This window comes from uncultured Tissierella sp. (assembly GCF_902479755.1).
GTDB classification, from domain to species: Bacteria; Bacillota; Clostridia; order Tissierellales; family Tissierellaceae; genus Tissierella; species Tissierella carlieri.
Genome location: NZ_CABSQO010000032.1, coordinates 1 through 21,389, shown reverse-complemented (window position 1 = coordinate 21,389; position 21,389 = coordinate 1). Strand labels below are relative to the sequence as shown.

The window sequence follows — 21,389 nt, the reverse complement described above, 5'->3', positions numbered from 1 at the left end:
CATAAATTACTTATATACAGGGGGTGATGTGTTGACTTTCCATAAAATATTAGTAGCTAATACTGGTGAAGACAGCTTAACATTGAAAGACGGCTATAATCTCAAAACTATTTTTCTATCTAAACTTATAGAGGAAAAAGAAGATAATTCAACTCAAGAAAATAATCAGCTGGGACCATATGACATAGATATAGGAGAAGAAGGATATATATATATCGCAAACTCTTACGATAACTCTATTATGAAATTAGATATAGAAAACATAAAATTATTAGAATTTATTAAAGTAGGAAGAAATCCTACCTGTATAAAGAGATTTAAAGGTAAAATTTATGTTGCCAATAGCGATTCTAATTCCATATCGATTATTGATGAAAATACATTTTCCTTAATAGAAGATATATCTGTAGGAGAGAGACCTACAGATATTCAAATAGATGAAGATAGTCTAAAAGTCTTTATTGCAAATGGAAACTGCTATACAATAAATGTTTTAGACTTAAATAATGAAAAGATTTCATCAATAACATTAAGTAAACAGCCAGTAAAAATGGCCATAGAAGATAAAAGATTATTTGTTTTATCTTATATTAATAATGGAGTTACTAACTACAGCAATTTATCAGAACTAGAAATAGAAGACTATAAGACCATGATGAGTATAGATCTAAAAGGAATTTTTGCTAATTTCGTTAAAATAAAAGGAAAGGAAGTGTTTTACCTCTCTAATGTAGAAGATGGATATATTTATAGAGTATTTATCAATGATGAAGTAAACATTTCTAAAATTTACTTAGGTGGGATGCCAAACAATATTAAATGGGACGGAAAAACAAAGCTTTATATATCAAATATATTAAATGATGATTTAACTATAATAGATGAGTCAAACAATCAAATAATAGAGAATATTAGAGTAGGAAAAGAACCTAATGGGATTCTCCTACTCTAATGGAGTTGTTTTTTCATTTGTAAGTATGTTAATTATATTTTGATATATAAACTCTGGATTTTCTTTCCATCTATTGCAAATTAAATCAACCTGTTTTTTTGTTGCCACATCTAAGTATAAACTGAATAGGGTATCTTCATTTTCCATTAATTTTAAGTTTACTACGTATTGATTATTTTCTTTTTCAAAGTAATCGGCAACCACTTGAGTTTCAATTTTATTTTTCTTTTCAATTCTATTGAATTCTTTGTTCAATTCTTCTTTTATTTTATTTGGAATTCTATCTTCAAAATATGATAAAGCTATTTCACCTTTTTCTAAGATAGAATATACCTCCTTGGAATTTTTATTTATTATTTCTATAAAATTAGACTCGATTAATTCACTTAAGTATTGTTGAACTAGGAAAAAATTCATATAATTTTTTTCTAAGACAAATTCAGTTATTTCAGTATTAGTGAAGACAGTAGCAGCTGATTTTATTAAATATAGTAAAAGTAATTTATTTTGTGCTAATTCTTCAGTGTTTTCAATAAACATTATTTAACACCTCTTTTCATGTATTACATCCTTAATATTATATCATAATAAATAAGTATGGTAAATATTCACATAAACTTAGTGTTTTCAGTAGTTAATTAAAATCAGTAAAAATATTGTTTGGAAATAAGATTTATAATTGATTTAATCTTCTAAATTCATCTCTAGCTTTATTTTGTAATAATTTTATTTTATTCATAAGATTTTCTTTTATGATATTGTAAAGAGAAATATTATGATTAAATAATATTTTTATTCTTTTTAAATAAATATTGAATAAAAATCTAAAGTGAATTTGATTAGATGAATACTATGTTAATTAGGGATATGATACGAATATGATACAAATGTGATACCTTTTGATTTAAAATAGGTGATATTATGATATTGTGATAATATGTTTTAAATTCAAGAATCTATTACAATTAAATTAATATTAGGAATTCACTGGGAGAATGATACAAATATGATACCTTTTGAGTGAAAATAGATGATACTATAATATCATGAAATTATGTATCAAGTTTAAAAAATGCAATACAACTAAATATAGAATAGATTTATATCTAGCCCAGATAAATTTAAGTCAATGGAATGTCCCGTTGACTTATTTTATTACATTTAAATAGATATCATCATAAAAAGGAGGTGAAAAGATGAATGATAAATTAGATAGTCATAGAATAATTTTATTTGGACTGTTTTCTAGAGATCCGCCAAATGAGAATGAGAGGTGATTAATTTATATTTAAAAAATAGTTTTTCTAGAATATAAAGAATATCTTTATAATGATAGAGCTTAGGTTCGACACTTGAGGAGTTGAGTTTATGAAATTAACAGATATAAAAAGAGCTATTGACTCTATTCTAAAGGATAATTTTTCAACAATTGAAATATATTCTACTAACACTAAAGAAGGTCTTGATAGACCTTATTTTTTTGTTGAAATTTCACCTATTATTAGAGAGAGACTTAACAGAGCCCACTATCATAGAAAAGTAACAGTGCTAATTCGATATTTTCCAAATAATGAAGAAGAATTAGAGAACCTAGAAATCCAAGAGCAATTGGAAGAATTATTTGGACAAGCTCTAAGGATAAAAGATAGGGTGATTACCTTAGATAGTGTAGAAGGACAAATAGTTGACGGTACTTTACAGTTTAAATTTGATATAAGTTATATTGATAGCTTAGATGTGGATAAAATTTATGGATATGAAGATGCAGAATTAATGCAAAATCTTATATTAGAGGAGGAATGATTTATGGGTTTACCAGAGGTAATTATTGAATTTAGAACGAGAGGCACAAGCGCTATACAAAGAAGTTCTAAGGGTGTTGTAGCAATGATTTTAAAAGACGCTACAGGAAATTTTGATACTAAAATATATAAGTCGATAGAAGAAGTAGAGTCTGCTGATTGGACTTCTAAAAATAAAGACTATATAGATAAGGTATTTATGGGTACTCCAACAAAAATTATTATAGAGAGAGTTGGACTGGAGTCTACTGATTATAATTCAGCATTAGCAAGGCTAAAGAATAAAAAATGGAATTATTTAACCATTCCAGAGCTAGACAATGCAGATGTACAAAATATTTCAACTTGGATTAAAACCCAAAGAAATGTAAATAAAAAGACATTTAAAGCTGTATTAGCTAATAATGTGGCTGATGACGAAGGAATTATCAACTTTACAACAAATGATATTGTAGTAAGTGGAACTAATTATACAACTTCCCAATATTCAGCAAGATTAGCAGGGATATTTGCAGGTATGTCATTGGATAGGAGTTCAACTTATTATGCTCTAAATGAAGTGACTAGTATTAAAGAACATGAAGATCCTGATGCCGATATTGATGCAGGACAGCTAATTTTAATTAATGATGGTGAAAAAATTAAGATAGGAAGAGGAGTAAACTCATTAACTACAACTACTGCAACTAAGGGTGAAGAGTTTAAGAAAATAAAAATAGTTGATGCAATAGATTTAATGAGAGATGACATTAGAGATACATTTGAAAAACATTATGTAGGTAAGGTTAATAACATTTACGACAATAAAATATTATTTTTGGCTGCTGTTAATGCTTATTTCAAGGAATTAGAAAGGGATAATATATTAGACCCGACCTATGGAAATATTGCAGAAATTAATATAGACGCTCAAAGAAATTACTTGCTAGGTAAGGGATATACAACAGTAGATGGCAGAAGTGCTGAAGATATGACTGAGCAGGAGATTAAAGAAGCTAATACTGGAAGTAAAGTATTTGCAAAAGCTAGTATTAAATTTGTAGATACTATGGAAGATTTAGAATTTTATATTTATATGTAAAGGAGAGATTTAGATGGCTAATAAAGTACCTGGATATAGACAAATAGCAGGAAGTTGGGGACAAATTTGGTGGGATGGAGAATTAGTGTTTGAAGTGGAATCATTTGAGGCCAAAATTACTGCTGAAAGAGAAGATGTATATCAAGCTGGTAGTTTAGATACAGATTCTAAAATGACTGGACTAAAAGGAGAAGGCTCTTTTAAGGTAAAGCATGTATTCTCTAGAGGAGTTCTTAAATTGCTAAAGGCTTGGAAGGAAGGACGAGATGTAAGGAGTCAGTTGATAGGAAAGTTAGGAGATCCTGATGCTTACGGTTCTGAAAGATGTGTAATTAACAATGTATGGTTTAATGAATTAACTCTAATGCAATTTGAAATGAAACAAAAATTAGAAAGGGAATTTCCTTTTGGATTCACTCCTTCAGATGTGGATTTTCCTGATAGAATAGAGGTGAAATAATATGAATAAGAATAAAGCTAAGAAAGTGACATTACAAGATTTAATAGCTAGAGCGGAACAAAGAAAACTAGATAAGAAGGAATTAAGACAATTATATATAAAATCCTTAGATGCTACTATTACTATTATGAAGCCTGATAGATCATTGGTTTTAGATTCTATGAATATGGAAGACGAATCTGATGGAGATAGACATTTAATTTATAATTGTGTAGTAGAACCATCTCTAAAAGATCCAGAGTTGCATAAGGCGTATAAAGTAGTGTCTCCTATGGATATAGTAGATGAAGTATTTGATCCCGGTGAAGTTGCTAATATTTCTAAAGAAATAGTAAGAATGGCAGGATATATTGATAGTGTTGAAGTGGTGAAAAACATAAAAAACTAATAAATGCTTCCTCTGAATTGTATATGATACATCATTACATTCAGAGGGGGCACAAAATTAATGATTTATTAGAATTAAGCAATGTTGAAAAAATGTTTTTTATTGCTAGTATGAATTTAGATATTGAAGAAAGAAATAGTATTATTTCATGATGACAAATTAGAGACCAATCAGGGTCTCTAATTTATTATCGAAAAGGTAGGTGATAAGATGGCAAAACTAGGGGCAACATTAACTATTAAAGATAATGTAAGTGCTACATTAAAAATAATTAAAAAAGAGCAAGAAGATTTCAGAAAAAGTGTTGATAGGACTAGAATAGCTCTTGAAAGAATCTATAATAGAAAGTATCAGATTAGACTAAATAATACAGCTGCTACAAGGAATCTCAATAATTTAAAGAGATCACTAGCACCTTTTAGAAGGAAGCTTGTTATAGCTATGGCATATAAAGATATGGTTACATCAAGAATAAAAAGTGTTAATGAAAAATTAAGATCTTTTAGTAAGCAGGTATTTTCACCTGTTGTAAAAATCAAAGATAAAACTGTTGGAACTTTCTCTAGTGTGAAAAAGGGCTTCTCAAAATTAAAAGATTTAGATAATAAATATGGTGTTAGTGAAATCCTTAGTTCAGGTGCTGAACTTGAAAAACAGCAAATATCAATGAAACATTTAATCGGAATTAACAATCAAGATCTAGATGAAAGTGGAGTTCAAAAAGTAACTGATGATTTTATGAAACAATTGAGAGATAATGCTAAGATTACTCCATTTTCATCTACAGAAGTAGTCGAAGCAGGGAGTAAAGCTTTAGAACTTACTGGGGGAAATACATCAGAAGCTATGTCGCTTGTAAAGATAGCAGAGGATATGGCTTCTCTTAATCCTGGGAAGGACATTAATATGGCTATTGAAGCACTGGCAGATGCCAAGAATGGAGATGTATCAAAATTAAAGGAATTTAATGCAAAAGTATCTGATGAGGAACTTCAAGAGCTGGGACTTATGGGAGTCGTAGATAAGAAACTCAAATCTCAATTTGAAGGCGGAACTGCTACGTTATCAAAATCTGCTAGTGGTATGTGGTCTACTATGACTGGTTTTGTTGATTCTACATTACAAGATTTAGGTCTTAAGGTAATAGAAAGTCTTCTTCCACATCTTGAAAAACTGATAGAATGGATGAATGCATCTGGTCCTACAATTGATACATGGGTAGGGCATATCTCAACTGGTATAGGGTGGGTAATAGATAAAGCTGGTTTGTTTCTTGGAAAAGTACTGGAATATTTACCTATGGCAGGAGAAGTTGTAGGTAGTGTAGTAGGATGGATAACTGATAAATTTGGTTGGTTAGGTGAAAAAATATTTAATCTTAACATTGATTGGGTTGGTGCATGGGAAGGTATCAAGAGTGTAATGGGTACTGCCTGGGAATTTATAGAACCTATATTATCCTTAATCTCAGAAGGTGTTAGATTTCTTTGGGAAGCTTTTGAATGGGCTTTCCCTGCGATACAAGCTACAATAGAAACTGTATGGAGCATTGTAAAACCTATACTAGAGGGATTAGGAGCTATAATTGGATGGGTAGGAGATGGGATTGGAAAGCTAGCTGACTGGATAGGCGGTGAGAGAGAGCCAAAATCACAAGAAAGATTGGATAGAGATAGGAGATTTAGGGAGGGAGTAAGAAGTAGACATTTTAATGGCATTGAAAGAGTCCCATATAATAACTATAATGCAATTTTGCATAAAGACGAAGCAGTTATTCCAGCTCGCAATAATCCATATATAGGAAATGGAAAGGTTAACAATCCAATAAACATAAATATAAATGGAGTAAATAAGTCAACAAACGAGATAGTAAATGAATTGGTGCCACAATTAAAATTAGCACTATCGAATATGTAGGAGGGTGATTTGATGGATATATTTATTAGTGTAAATAATAGAGAACAAGTAATCAAATTACCTGTTCTGCCTAAAGAATTTAAAATACAATCTAATATGAATAATCAAAGCTATGATACTATTTCAATAGGAGAAATAAAACTTATAGGATTGTCTTCCTTAAAGTCTATTTCTCTAAGCTCTTTTTTCCCAAACCAAGAATATTCCTTTATTAGAGATAAGACCTATAAATCTTGGGATTATGTAGAAATGATTGAAGATTGGAAAGAAAGAAGGATACCTATAAGGCTGATTATTACTGATACTCCAATTAATATGGCTTGCACTATTGAAAGTTTTGAATATGGAGAGCAAGATGGTTCTGGCGATGTTTATTATACATTGTCTTTAAGTGAATTTAAGTTTATTAAGCTGGAGAAGAGGAGTGTATAATATGGGCCATGAACTTTGGTGTGTTAATGGTAGCAGTATGACAAATATAACTCCTCTTGTAGGTTCTATAACATGGAGAAGTAATATAAATGAGTTAGGAGAACAGCTTGATTTTGATATTGCTCTTAATGATGATAGGTATTTTCCAAAAAGTCCGGTAGATTTAGGTTCACTAATCATATTAAAAAATGGAGAAAAGGAAGTAAATAGAACTATAGTTGTTACTGAAAATAAAACTGGTAGAGGTTCAATTCCCTACAATTGCTTTGATTATGCTTTTTACTTGAATAAATCTGAAGAGACCTATCAGTTCAATAAAATGAATTCTAATGCAGCAATAAATGAGGTTTTAGCAAGAGCAGGAGTACCTGTTGGTGGAGTAGACATACCCAGTATATTATTAACTAAGATATATGCTGATAAAGTTCACAGTGAGGTTATAAAAGACATTCTTGATTTAGTAGAAAAAGAAACTGGCGTAAAGTGCAGAATGGAGATGAAGGAAGGAAGATTATTTATTTTTAAGCAAAATGATAAAATAATTAATCCTATTTTTAAACTAGCGACTAATTTACCTTATGAGTCGGCTACTAATGCAATAAGTAATCCTTCTAGAAAAAGAACTATAGAAGAAATGAAAAACTCCATTAAAGTAATTATAAATAATGAAGATAAAATTAGATTAATCGATACTGTTCAAAATAGTGAATTAATAAACCAATATGGATTACTGCAAAAATTAGTGCAAATCGATAAGGAAAACATTAGTGAAGCAAAGGTTGTTGCGCAGAATATGTTAAAGGATTTAGGAAAGGTATTTGAAGAAAATAGCATAACTATACCAGGACATGATGATATAAGAGCAGGAAGACTAATTGAAATAGAAGAACCTTTAACTGGTATGAAAGGTAAGTATTTGATAGAAAATGCCAATCATACTGTAACTAATGGAATACATTTATGTAGTGTCAATCTAGGGGTGATATAGTGGAAGGAATAAGTGAGTTAGCTAAAATGTTTAAAGAAAGAGAATCAATAAAATATATGGGACCTATAGTTGGGACTGTATTATCTCCGCCTCCTGAAATAAAAATCCAGATAGATAAGAATATAATACTGGATAAAGGCAATCTTGTTATAGGGGCTAGTATTCTAAAAGAATATAAGAGAAAGATAATTATAGAAGGTGAGAAGATTAAATTTAATCAAAGCAATCCTCCAACATATATTGGAACTACAGATAGTATCAATGATGGAGGGATGGGTGCTTCAAGTCATACTCATAAGATAGTAGATATAAATATAAATACTCCTGTAAGAATTGAAGCCACCAAAGAATCTTCATATATTGAAACAACAGATACTATAAAGGAAGGGGATAAAGTAATATTAATTCCTTCACAAGATGAACAAATATATTTTCTTATTGACTGGGCGGTGAGATTATGATATTTCCTAAAATAACTGAATTAGAATTACCAAAACAAGATTCTAATGTAATAAAGGATTTGGGTAAAACTTTCTTATATGATTTCCAAAAAAGAGAATTTATACTAAAGGATGGTAAGCCTATAGAAGTAGTAGGAAAAAAAGGCATTGAAATATGGATTGAAAAAGTCCTTAGAACTCAGAAGAACAGGTGGAAGATTTATGACGAAGTAGATTATGGAACTACTATAGAAGATTTAATTGTGGGACACAGCTATCCTAAAAGTTTTCTTGAGAGTGAACTAAAAAGAGAAATAACACAAGAAGTATTAAAACATCCTAGAATAGAAAGTCTTACGAATTGGGATTTTATAAGAGTAAATGATAAACTAAGAGTTATATTTACTGTAAATCTATATGATGGTGATTTTATAAAGCAGGAGGTGAGCTTTTAACATGAAAAGTGTAAAAGAAATACACAATAGGATGCTTGAAAATATAAACAAAGAATACGATAGGAGCGAAGGCTCTTTTTTTTATGATGCTACAAAGCCTGCCGCTATAGAGTTTCAAAGGAAAGATAAAGAAATAAAAGAAGTTGAAAACAAACTAGATATAGAGAACCTATCAGGAGAAGACTTAGAAAGGTTTATTAATCAAAGGACTGGTATAGAAAGAAAACCAGCAACAAAAGGAACTATAACTGTAGTTATAAGTGGTTCTCAAGGATCTAGTATTAAAAAGGGTGATCTAATTGGTAGTGATACAGTAAATTTTGTGTTGCTTGAAAACAAGGTCATTGGAGAAAATGGAGTAACAAGTGCATTGGCTGAATGTGAGGTAGCTGGAACTATAGGAAATGTACCAGCAGGAGCTATAAAGCATTTTCCAATAACTATTTCAGGATTAACCTCTGTAACTAATACTGAAGCGGTTATGAATGGATATGATGATGAAAGTGATTATGATCTAAGGCAAAGGTATTATGAAAAGATTCGTACTCCTTCAACACCAGGAAACAAATATCATTATCTTAACTGGGCAAAAGAGGTCGTTGGTGTTGGAGAGGCTAGGGTCTTTCCTCTATGGCAAGGCGATAATACTGTAAAAATAGTAGTAATAGACTCAAATAAGCAACCAGCTAGCATGGATTTAATTCAAGAAGTACAGAAGCATATTGACCCAGAGATAACAGGTCTTGGGGAAGGACAGGCACCTATAGGTGCTTTCTGCACTGTAGCATCTGCAAAGAGAAAAGATATTAATATATTAGTTACAATTACTAAAGATATGAGCAATTCTCTAGAAGAAATCAAATCTAATATAAGTGAAAGCATAGTTAACTATCTGAAAGAAATAGCATTTAAAAAGAATTTAGTTAGCTATGCACAAATAGGGTCTTTAATATTGGATGTAGAAGGAGTATTGGATTATACGGATTTAAGAGTAAATGAAGGCATTGAAAATATATTAGTAGAAAATGAAGAAGTGGCGATATTAGGTGAGGTGGTAATAAGTGAGTAAAATGCTAAAGTATTTACCGCCATATGAGAGAGAATCCAAAGTATTTCAGGAGATTATGAAAGCTGAGGAGATTGAACTTGAGAAGATTCATACTGAGATAAAAGATTTAGAAAGACAATTTTTTATCGACACTGCAACTTGGGGATTAGCTATATATGAAAAAGAGTTAAAGCTACCAATTAGACCAAATAAATCATTAGAAGAACGTAGAAGTATTATAAAAGCTAAGATGAGGGGCATGGGTAAGGTAGATGCTGAAATGATAAAGGCTATAGTTGAAGCATTTACTAAAAGTAGTGTAGAGGTTACCTTTGATGGTAGAATCAATATTATATTTAACAATGAAAAAGTAATACAGTTAAATATAAGTGATATGTTTAATGCAATAGATGAGGTAAAGCCAGCACATTTGGATTATGATTTCACAAGTAAATATTCAAAAGAACTAAAACTTCAAGCTAAGTATAAAGAATATCGAGTTCCATATCTAATGTGTGGGACTTTTTTATGTGGAACTAAACCTTATGTTCAAAATGAAGGAGTTAGCTTTAATACTAAATTAATTGTAAATACGAATAAGACAAATACTTCTCAAAGATACCTTATGACAGGAACATTTAAAAGTGGGGAGGCGAAACTATGATTACTCCAGAAGGAATACAAGAAATAGCACAATCAATTTTGGATTTAGTTGATTATGTAGAAGTACAGATGAAAACAGGAACCAAAGAGCTACAACTATACAGAACATCAATAGATGTAGATACACTTAAAGTATTTATAATGCTAGATGATACTGTAGTGGGAGATATACAAAATATAAAGTTAATAGGTAGAAGTGGAAAGGTACTACTAGAGAACCCTCAAGAAATAGTTAAGAATGAAACTAAGGGACTTCTAGTAGTATTTTCTATTAAAGTTGTGGAGGTGGCAGAATGACAAATATATATGAAAAGCAGGAATGGATTGATCATATAGTTGAAAGACCAGGTACTTTTAGAGAAACTCAAAATGCAGACGGTTCTATAACTCATATTTCAGAGGAAGGAAATATACTAGAAGAAGGTAGTCCATTTAGTGCCAATAGAATGAATCATATAGAAGATGGTATCTATAACGTCAGTCGACAAGCTAATATAAACAAAGATGATATAACTAGTCTTATGATAGAAGTTGCAATTCTTAAAGGTAATGCATTAAATGGCATAGGCCATAATATGTTTATAGTTAATTTTGTTAATTTAGATAGTGTTGAGTTAGCTCATGGAGTTTATGATGAAGTTGGAAAAAGGTTGGTGATATAGATGGCTTGGGTAACAGTAGCAACTAAAGAGGTAAATGGTGAATATGCATGGTTATCAAAAGGTGGAGATATACGTATATGTGTTCATGTAATGGGGGCGAAGGTGGCGGCGATGTTAGGATGTTGGTATGCTCAGCAGTATAGGTTCTTCTATTCTGACGAATTAATACCGAAGGAAGGGGCAAAATACAGGGCTTATTTCGTTGGGACAGCTGGGCCAAGTGTTTCTGGATATAGTAAAGAGGTTTTATCCACAATAGCACAAGGGGATTATGGGACTACTTACTTTGGAGAAAATACATCAGATTCTCTTCAAAATGTTCGAGGAACACTGTATTTACAAGAAGATTATACACCACCCAAATATCCACCTTCTGCACCATCATCAGTTACAGTACCAACTACAGTTAAGGGTGGAGAAAGTTTATCTATATCCTGGGGTATAGGTTCAGGAGCAACTTATTATTATTTAGAAAGAAGCGTAAATGGTGGTAGTTGGACTCAAATATATGGTGGAAGTAGTAGAAGTTATACAGATACAATAGCTAAAGGTTGGAATTCTATTGCATATCGAGTTAGAAGTTATAATAGTGATGGATATAGTGGATATGCTACATCACCTACACGAACAGTGATAAACAATACTTTACCTACAATAAATGATTCAGATAGAAATCTAGGAGACAAAAATCTAGGATTTGTAATCTCATATCAAGTTGATGATGCAGATACTTCTGATACTCTTATCGTAACAGAAAAACTAAATGGCTCTACAATTAAAACTATAAATGGAGCACCTAGAAAGCAAAATTTAGAAATAGAAATCACAAACGAAACTTTGTACTCTCTACCTCTCAATAGTGAAAATACTATAGAAATAAAAGTAGACGACCAAAAAGGCGGTATAGCCTATAGACGATACACCTTTAGAAGAACAAATACAGCTCCTATTATAGATGGTCAAGATGAAAAATTAGGACAAAAAATAGAACCATTCTCAATAGATTTTTCTGCATCTGATAATGAAGATAATTCAATTACAGTAAAAACATACCTAGATGGAATCAAGAAAGAAGAATATCAGGTTGAAGATGGAGCTACAAATACATTTACTATCTCTAGTGAGGATTGGTACAGGTTAGGAATAGGTAATCATTCAATTACGATTGAAGCTATAGACGAGCATGGAGCAATAGCAATAAGAAACTACACCTTTACTAGATATGACGATAAAATCAAATTCACATTAAAAAATCCTATTGAAACAGATATTGCAGCTACAAAGATACTTATAACCCCAACTTGGGTTATACCTATAGGTGCTAATGCAAAGGTAGAAGTTTGCAACAATGGATATGATGAAGTACCAACATGGGAGGACATAACTTCTCAAGTCAGTACTGGTAAACACTATATGATTACTAACGATATCAAAACAGCTGATAAATGGGGCATAGACATAAGATTTACTATAGAAAAAGGAACTGCGATAGAAGAATGTATTATCCATGGATTTGGAGGTGCTTTTGAATAATGATTGAAATAATTAATAAAAAACCTCTTAGCAGAATAAAAGAAGAAAAAGAAATTCAGAAAAATGAAATACAAGCAGATATATTTGAAGTAGTAGCTTGTTTATATGAAGAAGTAGAGAAACTTAAATCTGAGGTTGTAGATTTAAGAACTAAAGTAAAGATGATAGAGTGATAATAAATAATGATAGTAAAATAATACATGGTTTCTATATAAGGGGTTTTGGTTGAAAAAGGAAAAATTCTATTATGCCTTTTCCTATTTATATTTAATATATAACCTTCCTTTGCGAAACTAAGACTTATATCTAAGAATTTAAGATTAGAGGTTAATGCTAATATAGACAAAGCGTATTATAATGATACATTTAAAAGTGGGGGGCGAAACTGTGATTACTTCAGAGGGAATACAAGAAATAGCACAATCAATTTTGGATTTAGTTGATTATGTAGAAGTACAGATGAAAACAGGAACCAAAGAGCTACAGCTATATAGGACATCCATAGATGTAGATACACTTAAAGTATTTATAATGCTAGATGATACTGTAGTTGGAGATATACAAAATATAAAGTTAATAGGTAAAAGTGGAAAGGTACTACTAGAGAACCCTCAAGAAATAATTAAGAATGAAACTAAGGGACTTCTAGTAGTATTTTCTATTAAAGTTATGGAGGTGGCAGAATGATAAATATATATGAAAAGCAGGTATGGATTGACCATATAACAGAAAGACCAGGTACCTTTAGAGAGATACAAAATACTGATGGATCTATTACCCATATTCCAGACGAAGGAAATATACTAGAAGAAGGTAGTCCATTTAGTGCCAACAGGATGAATCATATAGAAAATGGTATCTATAATGTTAGTCGACAAGCTAATATAAACAAAGATGATATAACTAGTCTTAAAATAGAGGTGGCAATTCTTAAAGGTAATGCATTAAATGGTATAGGTCATAATATGTTTATAGTTAATTTCGCCACTTTGGATAGTGTTGAGCTGGCTCATGGGGTCTATGATGAAGTTGGGAAAAGGTTGGTGATATAGCATGGGTTGGAAAATAATCGCTAGTGCTTCATCTGACGGAACTATGTATTATCGTCCAGATGAATTAATAGTTGAGGGGTGGTATGGCAGTTATCCTGCAAGAGCCCGTTTATCAATGTTCGATAACTCTATTACAACTGATTATATTGAAAATATGAGAGATAAAATATTAAGAGCAAGGTTCCAAGGAACATTTGGTAGTAGATCCGTTAACATCACCACCCCATCAGGAAAAGTTGATTCTAATACTAGTTATAGATTGAAATTAAATGAAGCCAGTCCTGTTTCGGGTACATTATATTTAGAGGAATATGTTTCAGAACCACCAGACACTCCTTCCTCGATAACAGTACCTTCAATAATAGAAGGTGGGAAAAGTTTTACAGTATCGTGGGGTACAAGTTCGGGTGCAACTGCCTACTATTTAGAAAGAAGTGTAAATGGTGGAACATATACTTCAATCTACAGTGGAAGTAGTAGAAGTTATACAGATACAATAACTAAAGGTTGGAACACAGTAGCTTATAGAGTTAGGTCACATAATAGTGATGGATTTAGTGGCTATACTACATCACCCATAAGAACAGTGACGAATAATACTCCACCTACAATAAATGGTCAAGATAGCAATTTAGGAGATAAAAACTTAGGTTTTGTTATTTCATATCAAGTAGATGATACGGATGCAGGAGATAGTTTAGTAGTAACAGAAAAACTAAATGGCTCTACAATTAAGACTATAAACGGAGCACCAAGAAAACAAGATTTAGAAATAGAAATTACAAACGAAACTTTATTCTCTTTAGAGTTAAATAGTGAAAACACTATAGAAATAAAAATAGATGACCAAAAAGGCGGCATAGCCTACCGAAGATACACATTCAGAAGAACAAATACAGCTCCTATCATAGATGGTCAAGACGAAGACTTAGGGCAAAAAACAGAGCCGTTTAGTGTAGATTTTTCTGTCTCTGATAATGAAGGTAATTCAATTACAGTAAAAACATACCTCAATAATGTATTAAAAGAGGAATATCAGGCAGAGGATAGTGCTACAAATACATTTACTATTTCAAATGAAGACTGGTACAAGCTAGGAATAAATCAGCATAACATCAGGATAGAGGCTATAGATGAACATGGAGCTACAGCTGTAAAAAATTATACTTTTAGTAGGTATAATGATAAAATCAAATTCACATTAAAAAATCCTATTGAAACAGATATTGCAGCTACGAAGATATTAGTTACTCCGACTTGGGTTATACCTATAGGTGCTAATGCAAAGGTAGAAGTTTGCAACAATGGATATGATGAAGTACCAACATGGGAGGACATAACTTCTCAAGTCAGTACTGGTAAACACTATATGATTACTAACGATATCAAAACAGCTGATAAATGGGGCATAGACATAAGATTTACTATAGAAAAAGGAACTGCGATAGAAGAATGTATTATCCATGGATTTGGAGGTGCTTTTGAATAATGATTGAAATAATTAATAAAAAACCTCTTAGTGAAATTAAAGAGGAAAAAGAAATGCAGAAAAATGAATTTCAAGCAGATATATTTGAAGTAGTAGCTCATTTATATGAAGAGGTAGAAGAATTAAGAGTAAAAATACAAATTTTAGAAGGTGGTGCAAAATAATGATAGTAAAAGAGTATATGATTCCTGTTTATGGGCTCTTAGTCAAAACTGGGAAAAGAGAAATAGAAAACCTTCCAAAAATTTATCAAGTTCCAGTGGCTGAATATTTATCTGCACAAGCCTAAAAAAATAATATAAAAATATAGAGAAGGGCTTTTCTTTTGCCCTTCTTTTTATCTACATAATTTAAGTTAATTTTATTGTATTTAAGTGGTAAATAAAAATATTTTTAAATTTTAATCTTATGACTCATAATAAATAAAGAAGTGGAATTCCACTTCTCTATTTATTATGCTATTCCAAAGTTATTTTCCTGCAAGTTGGTTTTGAGCAGACTCAACTAATTTTTTTACCATGTATCCGCCTACGTATCCATTTTGTCTTGAAGTCAAATTACCTTTATCCATGCTGTCATAATTTGACATACCTAGTTCGTTTGCTATTTCTAATTTCATTTGGTTTAAGGCTGCTCTAGCTTCTGGAACAACTATTCTGTTATTATTGTTATTAGCCATTTGACAAACCTCCTTTTTCAACAACTTAATTTGTTGTTGTAATATTAATATAACCTTTCAACCAATATTTATTCTGGAAATTAATTTTAAATTGTATAAATATAGCCAGTTTAGTCAATAATCATAATTTGATTTTGTTTTATGCTTATTCTGTTGTATAATTATCATAAATAATAAAATAGACAGAGGGCGAAAATATGAAACTAAAGAAAAAGATTATATTTGTTTTATCTTGTTTTTTGCTATTAACTTTTACCGCATGTGAAAAAAATAGGAATAAGGATAATATGGTAGTGGATACCCCTATAGACTCTATAGTTGGGGATGATGTAGAAGAAACAGAAGAGGAAGAAATAAAAGATCAAAAAGAATTAATAGATTTATCTTTAAAGCCTAATGAAGCTGGAGAAGTGATGATTCTTATGTACCATAATATTGGTGAAGAGGAGGCTGAGTGGACAAGAACACCTGATAACCTTAGAAAAGATTTATTGATACTTTATGAGAAAGGATATAGGCCTGTAAGTTTAAAAGATTTTGTAAATAATGATATGGATGTAGAAGCAGGCATGACACCAGTAGTAATTACTTTCGATGATGGAAATGAAAATAATTTTAGGATGATAAAGAATGACAAAGGTGAAGATATTATAGATTCTAATTCAGCTATTGGAATATTGGAGGATTTTAAAGAGGAATATCCAGATTTTAAATCAACTGCAACTTTTTTTGTATTTGGAACCAATGTTTTTCGACAGCCAGAATTTTTAGAGTATAAACTAAATTATTTAATAGAAAATGGATATGATATTGGAAATCATACTATTGACCATAGAGGAATGAAAAAAATAGATGATAAAGATGTGATACAGGAAGTTATAGCCAAACAAGTAAGCAACATAAATAAGATATTATCAGGATACAAAGTGAACACTTATGCACTTTGTTACGGGGAAAGACCAACAGATAAGGAACTAGAGAGATACCTAGAAAAAGGAAGTTTTGATGGTACAAGCTACGAAAACATTGCCATCTTAAATGTAGGTTGGAATCCAGCACAGTCACCAATATCTAGTAAATTTAACTCTTTATCATTACCTAGAATCAGAGCCTCCGAAATAAAGGTAGATAATGTTGGAATATATAATTGGTTAGATTACTTTGATAAGAATCCAGAAAAAAGATATATTTCAGACGGAATCAAGGAAGTAATTACTGTGCCTAAAGTTTTAGAGGAAACAATAAATTTGGAAGGTTTAGATGGTAAAGAATTATATATTTATGGAAAATAGAGATAAAGATCCTTCGTTTTACGAGGGATTTTTTCTATTTATAATTAACAATTATTTTCTATTTATAATTAACAATTATTTTCTATTGTAATATAAATTTTATTTTAGAATAAATTATATTATATAAGCACTTGGAGGTGATGTTATAATGAGAAAAACTTATTATAGGAATGATATTAATATTACAGTTAGATTATTAATCGTCCTATGTATAGCATTAGTATTTTTAGTCTATGTTTCTGTTAAGACTACAGGAAATATTGCAGCTGTATTTTCACCAACTAAGGAATTACCTATATATAGTGTAGAAACACCAGAAAAGAAAATAGCTATAAGCTTTGATGCTGCTTGGGGAAATGAATACACCAATGATATATTGGATACACTAGATAAATATAAGGTGAAAAGTACATTTTTCTTAGTAGGATTTTGGGCAGATAAATATCCAGAAGACGTAAAAGAGATAGCCAAAAGAGGTCATGATGTAGGAAACCATTCAACTACTCATCCAAATATGCCGCAATTAAGTCCAGAGAAAATGGCAGAAGAATTAAATACAACAGGACAGAAAATTGAAGAATTAATTGGTAAGAAACCAACATTATTTAGACCACCATTTGGTGATTATAATGATAACCTTATCCGTACTTGCAGAGAAAATGGTTATTATGTAATTCAATGGGACGTTGATTCCCTAGATTGGAAGGAACTAGGTGTGCAGCCAGTAGTTGATAGAGTAACAAGAAATGTAAGAAATGGTTCCATTGTACTGTTTCATAATAATGCAAAATATATTAAAGAATATTTGCCTTTAGTTATAGAGCGGTTACAAGAAAGCGGATATGAAATAGTACCAATTTCTGAACTAATATATAAGGAAAACTTTATGATGGATAATACTGGAAGACAGATTCAAGTAAAATAGATAATGATTTGAGGGGATATGGTGGAACAACAAATGATAATTATTGGAATAGTAGAGAACTCTAAGGACAGAATAACTTTTAAATTATTAAAAGAGATTTTCACCATGTCTGGTTATAAAATCTACTATGAAAATAAGCTCGAAAGTATGGCAGTATTAAATAAAGGAAATACCAATATCATTATAATCGATATAAAATCTAATTTAATATCTTCTATAGAAAATATTGGATTTCACTTTAATATACTTATCCATACTTTCTTAAGTCCTAAGGATTATGAAAATCATAAACTAAAGAAATTATTTAGTGAATCGGAATATATAATCATAAACTGCGATGAAGAAAGATGGACTTATCTTTTGAATGATAATATTAAACCAATAGTAATAACCTATGGATTTAATAACAAAGCAACTATTAATCCTTCTAGTTATAATATTCACGACTTAATAGAAACTAATATATGCTTTCAAAGAGAAATAAAAAGAATAGATAGCACTATGATTGAGCCATTTGAATTACCCATAAAAATTTATTCCAGAGAGAAACTAGATATTTACTCAGTTATATCAACTATTACCTGTGGATTACTTCTTGGAGTAGATAAATTTTCTATAAATACTTTTATGAATTTTAATACTCATATAGTTTAAGAAAAAATAACTGCAAAAAATAATTGAAAAAATTTTAACAAATTTTGCAAAAAAAGAAGGATTTTTTAAAAATTTGTCTAATAATAGATATATACGAAAGATAAGTTTGCTATATCTATTATTTTTTGTTTTTGTTCATATTATTTTCATTAGTAGAATATATTAGATATAGATTAAAAAACATAGGAATAGAGGGGGACAATAGCAATGATTGATAAGATTATGGATACAAATAGTGTAAGGTTAGTAGGTAAAGTGGCAAGCGAAAAGGTCTTTAGTCATGAGATGTATGGAGAAGGGTTTTATAGTATTGATTTAGAAGTACCTAGATTAAGTGATTCAATAGACTTGTTACCTGTTACAATTTCAGAGAGGCTTATGGTAGATATGGATTTATCTATTGGTCAATATGTTATAATAGAGGGACAACTTAGGTCCTATAATAGATATATTGACAATAGCAATAGATTAGTTTTGACCATATTTGCAAAGGATATTTATATACCAGATGAAGAAGAATTAATAGAAACTTTGAGAAAGCCTAATGAAATTTATTTAGATGGGTATATATGTAAAAAACCAATCTATAGAACTACACCTTTTGGCAGAGAGATAACTGATATTTTAATAGCTGTGAATAGGTCCTATAATAAATCAGATTATATACCTTGTATTGCTTGGGGAAGAAATGCAAGATTTTGTGAGAAGATGTTAATAGGAGACCATATTAGACTTTGGGGTAGGATTCAAAGCAGAGAATATCAGAAAAAACTTTCTACAGGTGAAGTTGAGAGAAAGATTGCATTTGAAGTATCGGTGTCAAAACTAGAATATGTTGAAAATGATAATAATAGATTGGTGGTATATGAACAGGAAGGATAAGATAATTTATGGATACAAAAATGATATTTAGTGCTATAATATTGATAATATTAATAAGTATTCAATATACGCTTAATCTTATATTAAGGGAGATTAGGGATATTAGAAAGATGCTAATTAAAAATCCAAATGATGTTTAACTTAAGAGAGAGGAGAGAATAAGCTTGGGAGGCAGCAAAAGAGAAAGAACCCTTTATAGTAGAGAGAGTATAAGCACTAGAGTTAAAGAATTAGGAGAAATTATATCTGAGGAATATAAAGACAAGAATCTGTTGGTTGTATCATTGTTAAGAGGGAGTTTTATTTTTGCTTCAGATTTAGTTAGGGAATTATCTATACCAGTTGAGATTGATTTTATGACAACTGCTAGTTATGGACATGATGAAGTATCATCAGGAAACGTAGAAATTGTACATGATATTAGAGCAGATGTAGAAGGAAAAGATGTTTTAATAGTAGATGATATTATTGATTCTGGATATACTTTAAAGAAGGTAAAGGAAATTTTAAGTCTAAAAAAGCCAAATTCTGTTAAGATATGTGTAATGTTGGATAAGCCTAGTAGAAGGAAAGTAGACTTGGAGCCAGATTTTGTAGGGTTTAGCATACCAGATGTTTTCATTGTAGGCTACGGGCTTAATTATGGTGATCACTACAGAAATATACCTTACATTTTTACATTTGATTAAAAATTCACCTACAGGAATTATTCTGTAGGTGAATTTATTGTCATTAAATATAAGTAAAAGGAGAAAAAATATGGAACGTTTCAAAAAATCGCGTGTTTTACAAGTTAATGTATTATATTTAGCACTTGGGCTTTTATTATTCTTTCTGGGATCTATAGTTCAAAGTAAAGAGATATATTCTGGATTACTTATTACAGAATATATAATAATACTTTTGCCCAATCTAATCTATTTAAAACTAACAGGAATACCTTTAAAACAGTCTTTGAGACTTAATAAGATTAGTCTAAAACAAGCATGGTATATTATTTGGATTACAATTTTTTCATATCCGGTAGCAATATTTTTAAATACTCTAGTAATAACTATTTTAAGTTTTTTCGGAGAAATGGTACCAAGTTCAGTTCCTATACCTGAGAATTTAGGATTATATTTTTTAAGTATTTTTATTATAGCTTTGTCACCTGGTATATGTGAAGAAATAATGTTTAGGGGGACAATAATGAATGCTTATGAAGATATAGGAAAAAAGAAGGCAATATTATTTTCTGCAATATTATTTGGCCTTTTTCATTTAAATCTTCAAAATTTTGCAGGACCAACATTTTTAGGACTAATTTTTGGTATAATTGTCTATAAAACTAATTCCATATACTCCTCTATTCTTGGGCATACATTAAACAATGGGCTAGCTATGACTATTGGATATTTTGGGATGAAGGCACAAAGTCAAGCTATAGATGTGCCAGCATATGAAATACCTTATCAGACTCAAATGCTGATCCTATTAGCAGTGCTTAGCATATTTGCTATATGTTCTTTAATTATCCTTATAAAACTGATTAAAAGGTTACCTAAAGGTGAGGAAGGAATACAACAGGATATACAACCAAGAGAAACAAATAC

The 21,389-nt window shown here is 30.5% G+C and carries 29 protein-coding genes; 27 read left to right on the top strand and 2 right to left on the bottom strand.

Translation table 11 applies throughout. The features are described 5' to 3' along the window. The first annotated feature begins 31 nt into the window (after positions 1–31). Complete coding sequence (locus RDK80_RS15170; protein ID WP_308524751.1) at positions 32–952, top strand: hypothetical protein; 921 nt, start codon at positions 32–34, stop codon at positions 950–952. On the opposite strand, the gene RDK80_RS15165 is transcribed toward RDK80_RS15170, so the two are convergent. Next, on the bottom strand, positions 944–1,492 hold the full coding sequence (locus RDK80_RS15165) for a DUF4364 family protein (protein ID WP_094903320.1): 549 nt from the start codon (positions 1,490–1,492) through the stop codon (positions 944–946). The two genes, RDK80_RS15170 and RDK80_RS15165, sit on opposite strands and share 9 nt — an antisense overlap. Before the next feature lie 828 nt (positions 1,493–2,320). On the opposite strand from RDK80_RS15165, the gene RDK80_RS15160 reads away from it, so the two are divergent. The 20 genes from RDK80_RS15160 (at position 2,321) to RDK80_RS15065 (ending at position 15,651) form a co-directional block, all read left to right on the top strand. Beyond that, complete coding sequence (locus RDK80_RS15160; protein ID WP_094903322.1) at positions 2,321–2,755, top strand: DUF6838 family protein; 435 nt, start codon at positions 2,321–2,323, stop codon at positions 2,753–2,755. Positions 2,756–2,758: 3 nt separating this feature from the next. Beyond that, on the top strand, positions 2,759–3,835 hold the full coding sequence (locus RDK80_RS15155) for a phage tail sheath C-terminal domain-containing protein (protein ID WP_308524750.1): 1,077 nt from the start codon (positions 2,759–2,761) through the stop codon (positions 3,833–3,835). A gap of 13 nt (positions 3,836–3,848) precedes the next feature. Next, positions 3,849–4,295 (top strand): phage tail tube protein, encoded by a 447-nt coding sequence (locus RDK80_RS15150; RefSeq protein WP_308524749.1) that lies wholly within the window; start codon positions 3,849–3,851, stop codon positions 4,293–4,295. A 1-nt stretch (position 4,296) separates the two neighbouring features. Then, positions 4,297–4,683: a hypothetical protein gene (locus RDK80_RS15145; protein WP_308524748.1), complete on the top strand. Its 387-nt coding sequence runs from the start codon at positions 4,297–4,299 to the stop codon at positions 4,681–4,683. Between the two features lie 210 nt (positions 4,684–4,893). After that, complete coding sequence (locus tag RDK80_RS15140) at positions 4,894–6,600, top strand: hypothetical protein (protein WP_308524747.1); 1,707 nt, start codon at positions 4,894–4,896, stop codon at positions 6,598–6,600. A gap of 12 nt (positions 6,601–6,612) precedes the next feature. Next, the gene (locus RDK80_RS15135) at positions 6,613–7,032 is read left to right on the top strand and encodes a hypothetical protein (RefSeq protein ID WP_216561051.1); all 420 of its coding nucleotides are present in this window, start codon (positions 6,613–6,615) and stop codon (positions 7,030–7,032) included. 1 nt (position 7,033) lies between these two features. Beyond that, positions 7,034–8,020 carry a hypothetical protein gene (locus RDK80_RS15130; RefSeq protein WP_308524746.1) on the top strand — a complete coding sequence of 329 codons (987 nt, stop codon included), beginning with the start codon at positions 7,034–7,036 and terminating at the stop codon, positions 8,018–8,020. Further along, positions 8,020–8,481 carry a DUF2577 family protein gene (locus RDK80_RS15125; RefSeq protein WP_308524745.1) on the top strand — a complete coding sequence of 154 codons (462 nt, stop codon included), beginning with the start codon at positions 8,020–8,022 and terminating at the stop codon, positions 8,479–8,481. The genes RDK80_RS15130 and RDK80_RS15125 overlap by 1 nt, the downstream gene beginning before the upstream one ends. Next, complete coding sequence (locus tag RDK80_RS15120) at positions 8,478–8,915, top strand: DUF2634 domain-containing protein (protein ID WP_308524744.1); 438 nt, start codon at positions 8,478–8,480, stop codon at positions 8,913–8,915. Before RDK80_RS15125 ends, RDK80_RS15120 begins: the two co-directional genes overlap by 4 nt. A 1-nt stretch (position 8,916) precedes the next feature. Further along, positions 8,917–9,984 (top strand): baseplate J/gp47 family protein, encoded by a 1,068-nt coding sequence (locus RDK80_RS15115; RefSeq protein WP_308524743.1) that lies wholly within the window; start codon positions 8,917–8,919, stop codon positions 9,982–9,984. 1 nt (position 9,985) lies between these two features. Further along, positions 9,986–10,627: a putative phage tail protein gene (locus tag RDK80_RS15110; RefSeq protein ID WP_308524763.1), complete on the top strand. Its 642-nt coding sequence runs from the start codon at positions 9,986–9,988 to the stop codon at positions 10,625–10,627. Further along, positions 10,624–10,923, top strand: coding sequence for a hypothetical protein (locus RDK80_RS15105; protein ID WP_308524742.1), 300 nt, complete (start codon positions 10,624–10,626; stop codon positions 10,921–10,923). The genes RDK80_RS15110 and RDK80_RS15105 overlap by 4 nt, the downstream gene beginning before the upstream one ends. Continuing rightward, on the top strand, positions 10,920–11,288 hold the full coding sequence (locus tag RDK80_RS15100; RefSeq protein ID WP_308524741.1) for a hypothetical protein: 369 nt from the start codon (positions 10,920–10,922) through the stop codon (positions 11,286–11,288). The genes RDK80_RS15105 and RDK80_RS15100 overlap by 4 nt, the downstream gene beginning before the upstream one ends. Further along, positions 11,289–12,821: a hypothetical protein gene (locus RDK80_RS15095; RefSeq protein ID WP_308524740.1), complete on the top strand. Its 1,533-nt coding sequence runs from the start codon at positions 11,289–11,291 to the stop codon at positions 12,819–12,821. Then, positions 12,821–12,994: a hypothetical protein gene (locus RDK80_RS15090; RefSeq protein WP_308524739.1), complete on the top strand. Its 174-nt coding sequence runs from the start codon at positions 12,821–12,823 to the stop codon at positions 12,992–12,994. Before RDK80_RS15095 ends, RDK80_RS15090 begins: the two co-directional genes overlap by 1 nt. 214 nt (positions 12,995–13,208) lie before the next feature. Beyond that, positions 13,209–13,508, top strand: coding sequence for a hypothetical protein (locus tag RDK80_RS15085; RefSeq protein ID WP_308524738.1), 300 nt, complete (start codon positions 13,209–13,211; stop codon positions 13,506–13,508). Further along, positions 13,505–13,873 carry a hypothetical protein gene (locus RDK80_RS15080; RefSeq protein WP_308524737.1) on the top strand — a complete coding sequence of 123 codons (369 nt, stop codon included), beginning with the start codon at positions 13,505–13,507 and terminating at the stop codon, positions 13,871–13,873. Before RDK80_RS15085 ends, RDK80_RS15080 begins: the two co-directional genes overlap by 4 nt. 1 nt (position 13,874) lies before the next feature. Continuing rightward, complete coding sequence (locus tag RDK80_RS15075; protein ID WP_308524736.1) at positions 13,875–15,362, top strand: hypothetical protein; 1,488 nt, start codon at positions 13,875–13,877, stop codon at positions 15,360–15,362. Next, on the top strand, positions 15,362–15,526 hold the full coding sequence (locus RDK80_RS15070) for a hypothetical protein (protein WP_308524735.1): 165 nt from the start codon (positions 15,362–15,364) through the stop codon (positions 15,524–15,526). Before RDK80_RS15075 ends, RDK80_RS15070 begins: the two co-directional genes overlap by 1 nt. After that, the gene (locus RDK80_RS15065; protein ID WP_308524734.1) at positions 15,526–15,651 is read left to right on the top strand and encodes a CD1375 family protein; all 126 of its coding nucleotides are present in this window, start codon (positions 15,526–15,528) and stop codon (positions 15,649–15,651) included. Before RDK80_RS15070 ends, RDK80_RS15065 begins: the two co-directional genes overlap by 1 nt. A gap of 180 nt (positions 15,652–15,831) precedes the next feature. Here the strand turns inward: RDK80_RS15065 and RDK80_RS15060 are convergent, their stop codons facing one another. Continuing rightward, positions 15,832–16,041 (bottom strand): alpha/beta-type small acid-soluble spore protein, encoded by a 210-nt coding sequence (locus tag RDK80_RS15060; protein ID WP_094903348.1) that lies wholly within the window; start codon positions 16,039–16,041, stop codon positions 15,832–15,834. 197 nt (positions 16,042–16,238) lie between these two features. Between RDK80_RS15060 and RDK80_RS15055 the strand changes: the two genes are divergently transcribed. From RDK80_RS15055 to RDK80_RS15030, 6 genes are all read left to right on the top strand, one after another. After that, entirely contained in the window at positions 16,239–17,333 is a 1,095-nt protein-coding gene (locus tag RDK80_RS15055; RefSeq protein WP_308524733.1) for a polysaccharide deacetylase family protein, read from the top strand. 148 nt (positions 17,334–17,481) lie between these two features. Then, entirely contained in the window at positions 17,482–18,258 is a 777-nt protein-coding gene (gene pdaB, locus RDK80_RS15050) for a polysaccharide deacetylase family sporulation protein PdaB (protein WP_094903352.1), read from the top strand. Between the two features lie 33 nt (positions 18,259–18,291). Then, positions 18,292–18,912 (top strand): hypothetical protein, encoded by a 621-nt coding sequence (locus tag RDK80_RS15045; RefSeq protein WP_094903354.1) that lies wholly within the window; start codon positions 18,292–18,294, stop codon positions 18,910–18,912. A gap of 207 nt (positions 18,913–19,119) precedes the next feature. Further along, a complete protein-coding gene (locus RDK80_RS15040; RefSeq protein WP_201259981.1) occupies positions 19,120–19,794 on the top strand; it encodes a single-stranded DNA-binding protein in 675 nt (224 codons plus the stop codon). A 164-nt stretch (positions 19,795–19,958) separates the two neighbouring features. Further along, positions 19,959–20,483, top strand: coding sequence for a hypoxanthine phosphoribosyltransferase (gene hpt / locus RDK80_RS15035; RefSeq protein ID WP_094903356.1), 525 nt, complete (start codon positions 19,959–19,961; stop codon positions 20,481–20,483). A 70-nt stretch (positions 20,484–20,553) separates the two neighbouring features. After that, a partial coding sequence (locus RDK80_RS15030; protein ID WP_308524732.1) for a CPBP family intramembrane glutamic endopeptidase occupies positions 20,554–21,389 on the top strand: 836 nt, incomplete at its 3' end.

Coding starts and splice junctions, on each gene's coding strand:
- RDK80_RS15165 (WP_094903320.1), bottom strand. CDS start 1,492: ATGTTTATTGAAAACACTGAAGAATTAGCACAAAATAAATTACTTTTA.
- RDK80_RS15160 (WP_094903322.1), top strand. CDS start 2,321: ATGAAATTAACAGATATAAAAAGAGCTATTGACTCTATTCTAAAGGAT.
- RDK80_RS15155 (WP_308524750.1), top strand. CDS start 2,759: ATGGGTTTACCAGAGGTAATTATTGAATTTAGAACGAGAGGCACAAGC.
- RDK80_RS15150 (WP_308524749.1), top strand. CDS start 3,849: ATGGCTAATAAAGTACCTGGATATAGACAAATAGCAGGAAGTTGGGGA.
- RDK80_RS15145 (WP_308524748.1), top strand. CDS start 4,297: ATGAATAAGAATAAAGCTAAGAAAGTGACATTACAAGATTTAATAGCT.
- RDK80_RS15140 (WP_308524747.1), top strand. CDS start 4,894: ATGGCAAAACTAGGGGCAACATTAACTATTAAAGATAATGTAAGTGCT.
- RDK80_RS15135 (WP_216561051.1), top strand. CDS start 6,613: ATGGATATATTTATTAGTGTAAATAATAGAGAACAAGTAATCAAATTA.
- RDK80_RS15130 (WP_308524746.1), top strand. CDS start 7,034: ATGGGCCATGAACTTTGGTGTGTTAATGGTAGCAGTATGACAAATATA.
- RDK80_RS15120 (WP_308524744.1), top strand. CDS start 8,478: ATGATATTTCCTAAAATAACTGAATTAGAATTACCAAAACAAGATTCT.
- RDK80_RS15115 (WP_308524743.1), top strand. CDS start 8,917: ATGAAAAGTGTAAAAGAAATACACAATAGGATGCTTGAAAATATAAAC.
- RDK80_RS15110 (WP_308524763.1), top strand. CDS start 9,986: ATGCTAAAGTATTTACCGCCATATGAGAGAGAATCCAAAGTATTTCAG.
- RDK80_RS15105 (WP_308524742.1), top strand. CDS start 10,624: ATGATTACTCCAGAAGGAATACAAGAAATAGCACAATCAATTTTGGAT.
- RDK80_RS15100 (WP_308524741.1), top strand. CDS start 10,920: ATGACAAATATATATGAAAAGCAGGAATGGATTGATCATATAGTTGAA.
- RDK80_RS15095 (WP_308524740.1), top strand. CDS start 11,289: ATGGCTTGGGTAACAGTAGCAACTAAAGAGGTAAATGGTGAATATGCA.
- RDK80_RS15090 (WP_308524739.1), top strand. CDS start 12,821: ATGATTGAAATAATTAATAAAAAACCTCTTAGCAGAATAAAAGAAGAA.
- RDK80_RS15080 (WP_308524737.1), top strand. CDS start 13,505: ATGATAAATATATATGAAAAGCAGGTATGGATTGACCATATAACAGAA.
- RDK80_RS15075 (WP_308524736.1), top strand. CDS start 13,875: ATGGGTTGGAAAATAATCGCTAGTGCTTCATCTGACGGAACTATGTAT.
- RDK80_RS15070 (WP_308524735.1), top strand. CDS start 15,362: ATGATTGAAATAATTAATAAAAAACCTCTTAGTGAAATTAAAGAGGAA.
- RDK80_RS15065 (WP_308524734.1), top strand. CDS start 15,526: ATGATAGTAAAAGAGTATATGATTCCTGTTTATGGGCTCTTAGTCAAA.
- RDK80_RS15060 (WP_094903348.1), bottom strand. CDS start 16,041: ATGGCTAATAACAATAATAACAGAATAGTTGTTCCAGAAGCTAGAGCA.
- RDK80_RS15055 (WP_308524733.1), top strand. CDS start 16,239: ATGAAACTAAAGAAAAAGATTATATTTGTTTTATCTTGTTTTTTGCTA.
- pdaB (WP_094903352.1), top strand. CDS start 17,482: ATGAGAAAAACTTATTATAGGAATGATATTAATATTACAGTTAGATTA.
- RDK80_RS15045 (WP_094903354.1), top strand. CDS start 18,292: ATGATAATTATTGGAATAGTAGAGAACTCTAAGGACAGAATAACTTTT.
- RDK80_RS15040 (WP_201259981.1), top strand. CDS start 19,120: ATGATTGATAAGATTATGGATACAAATAGTGTAAGGTTAGTAGGTAAA.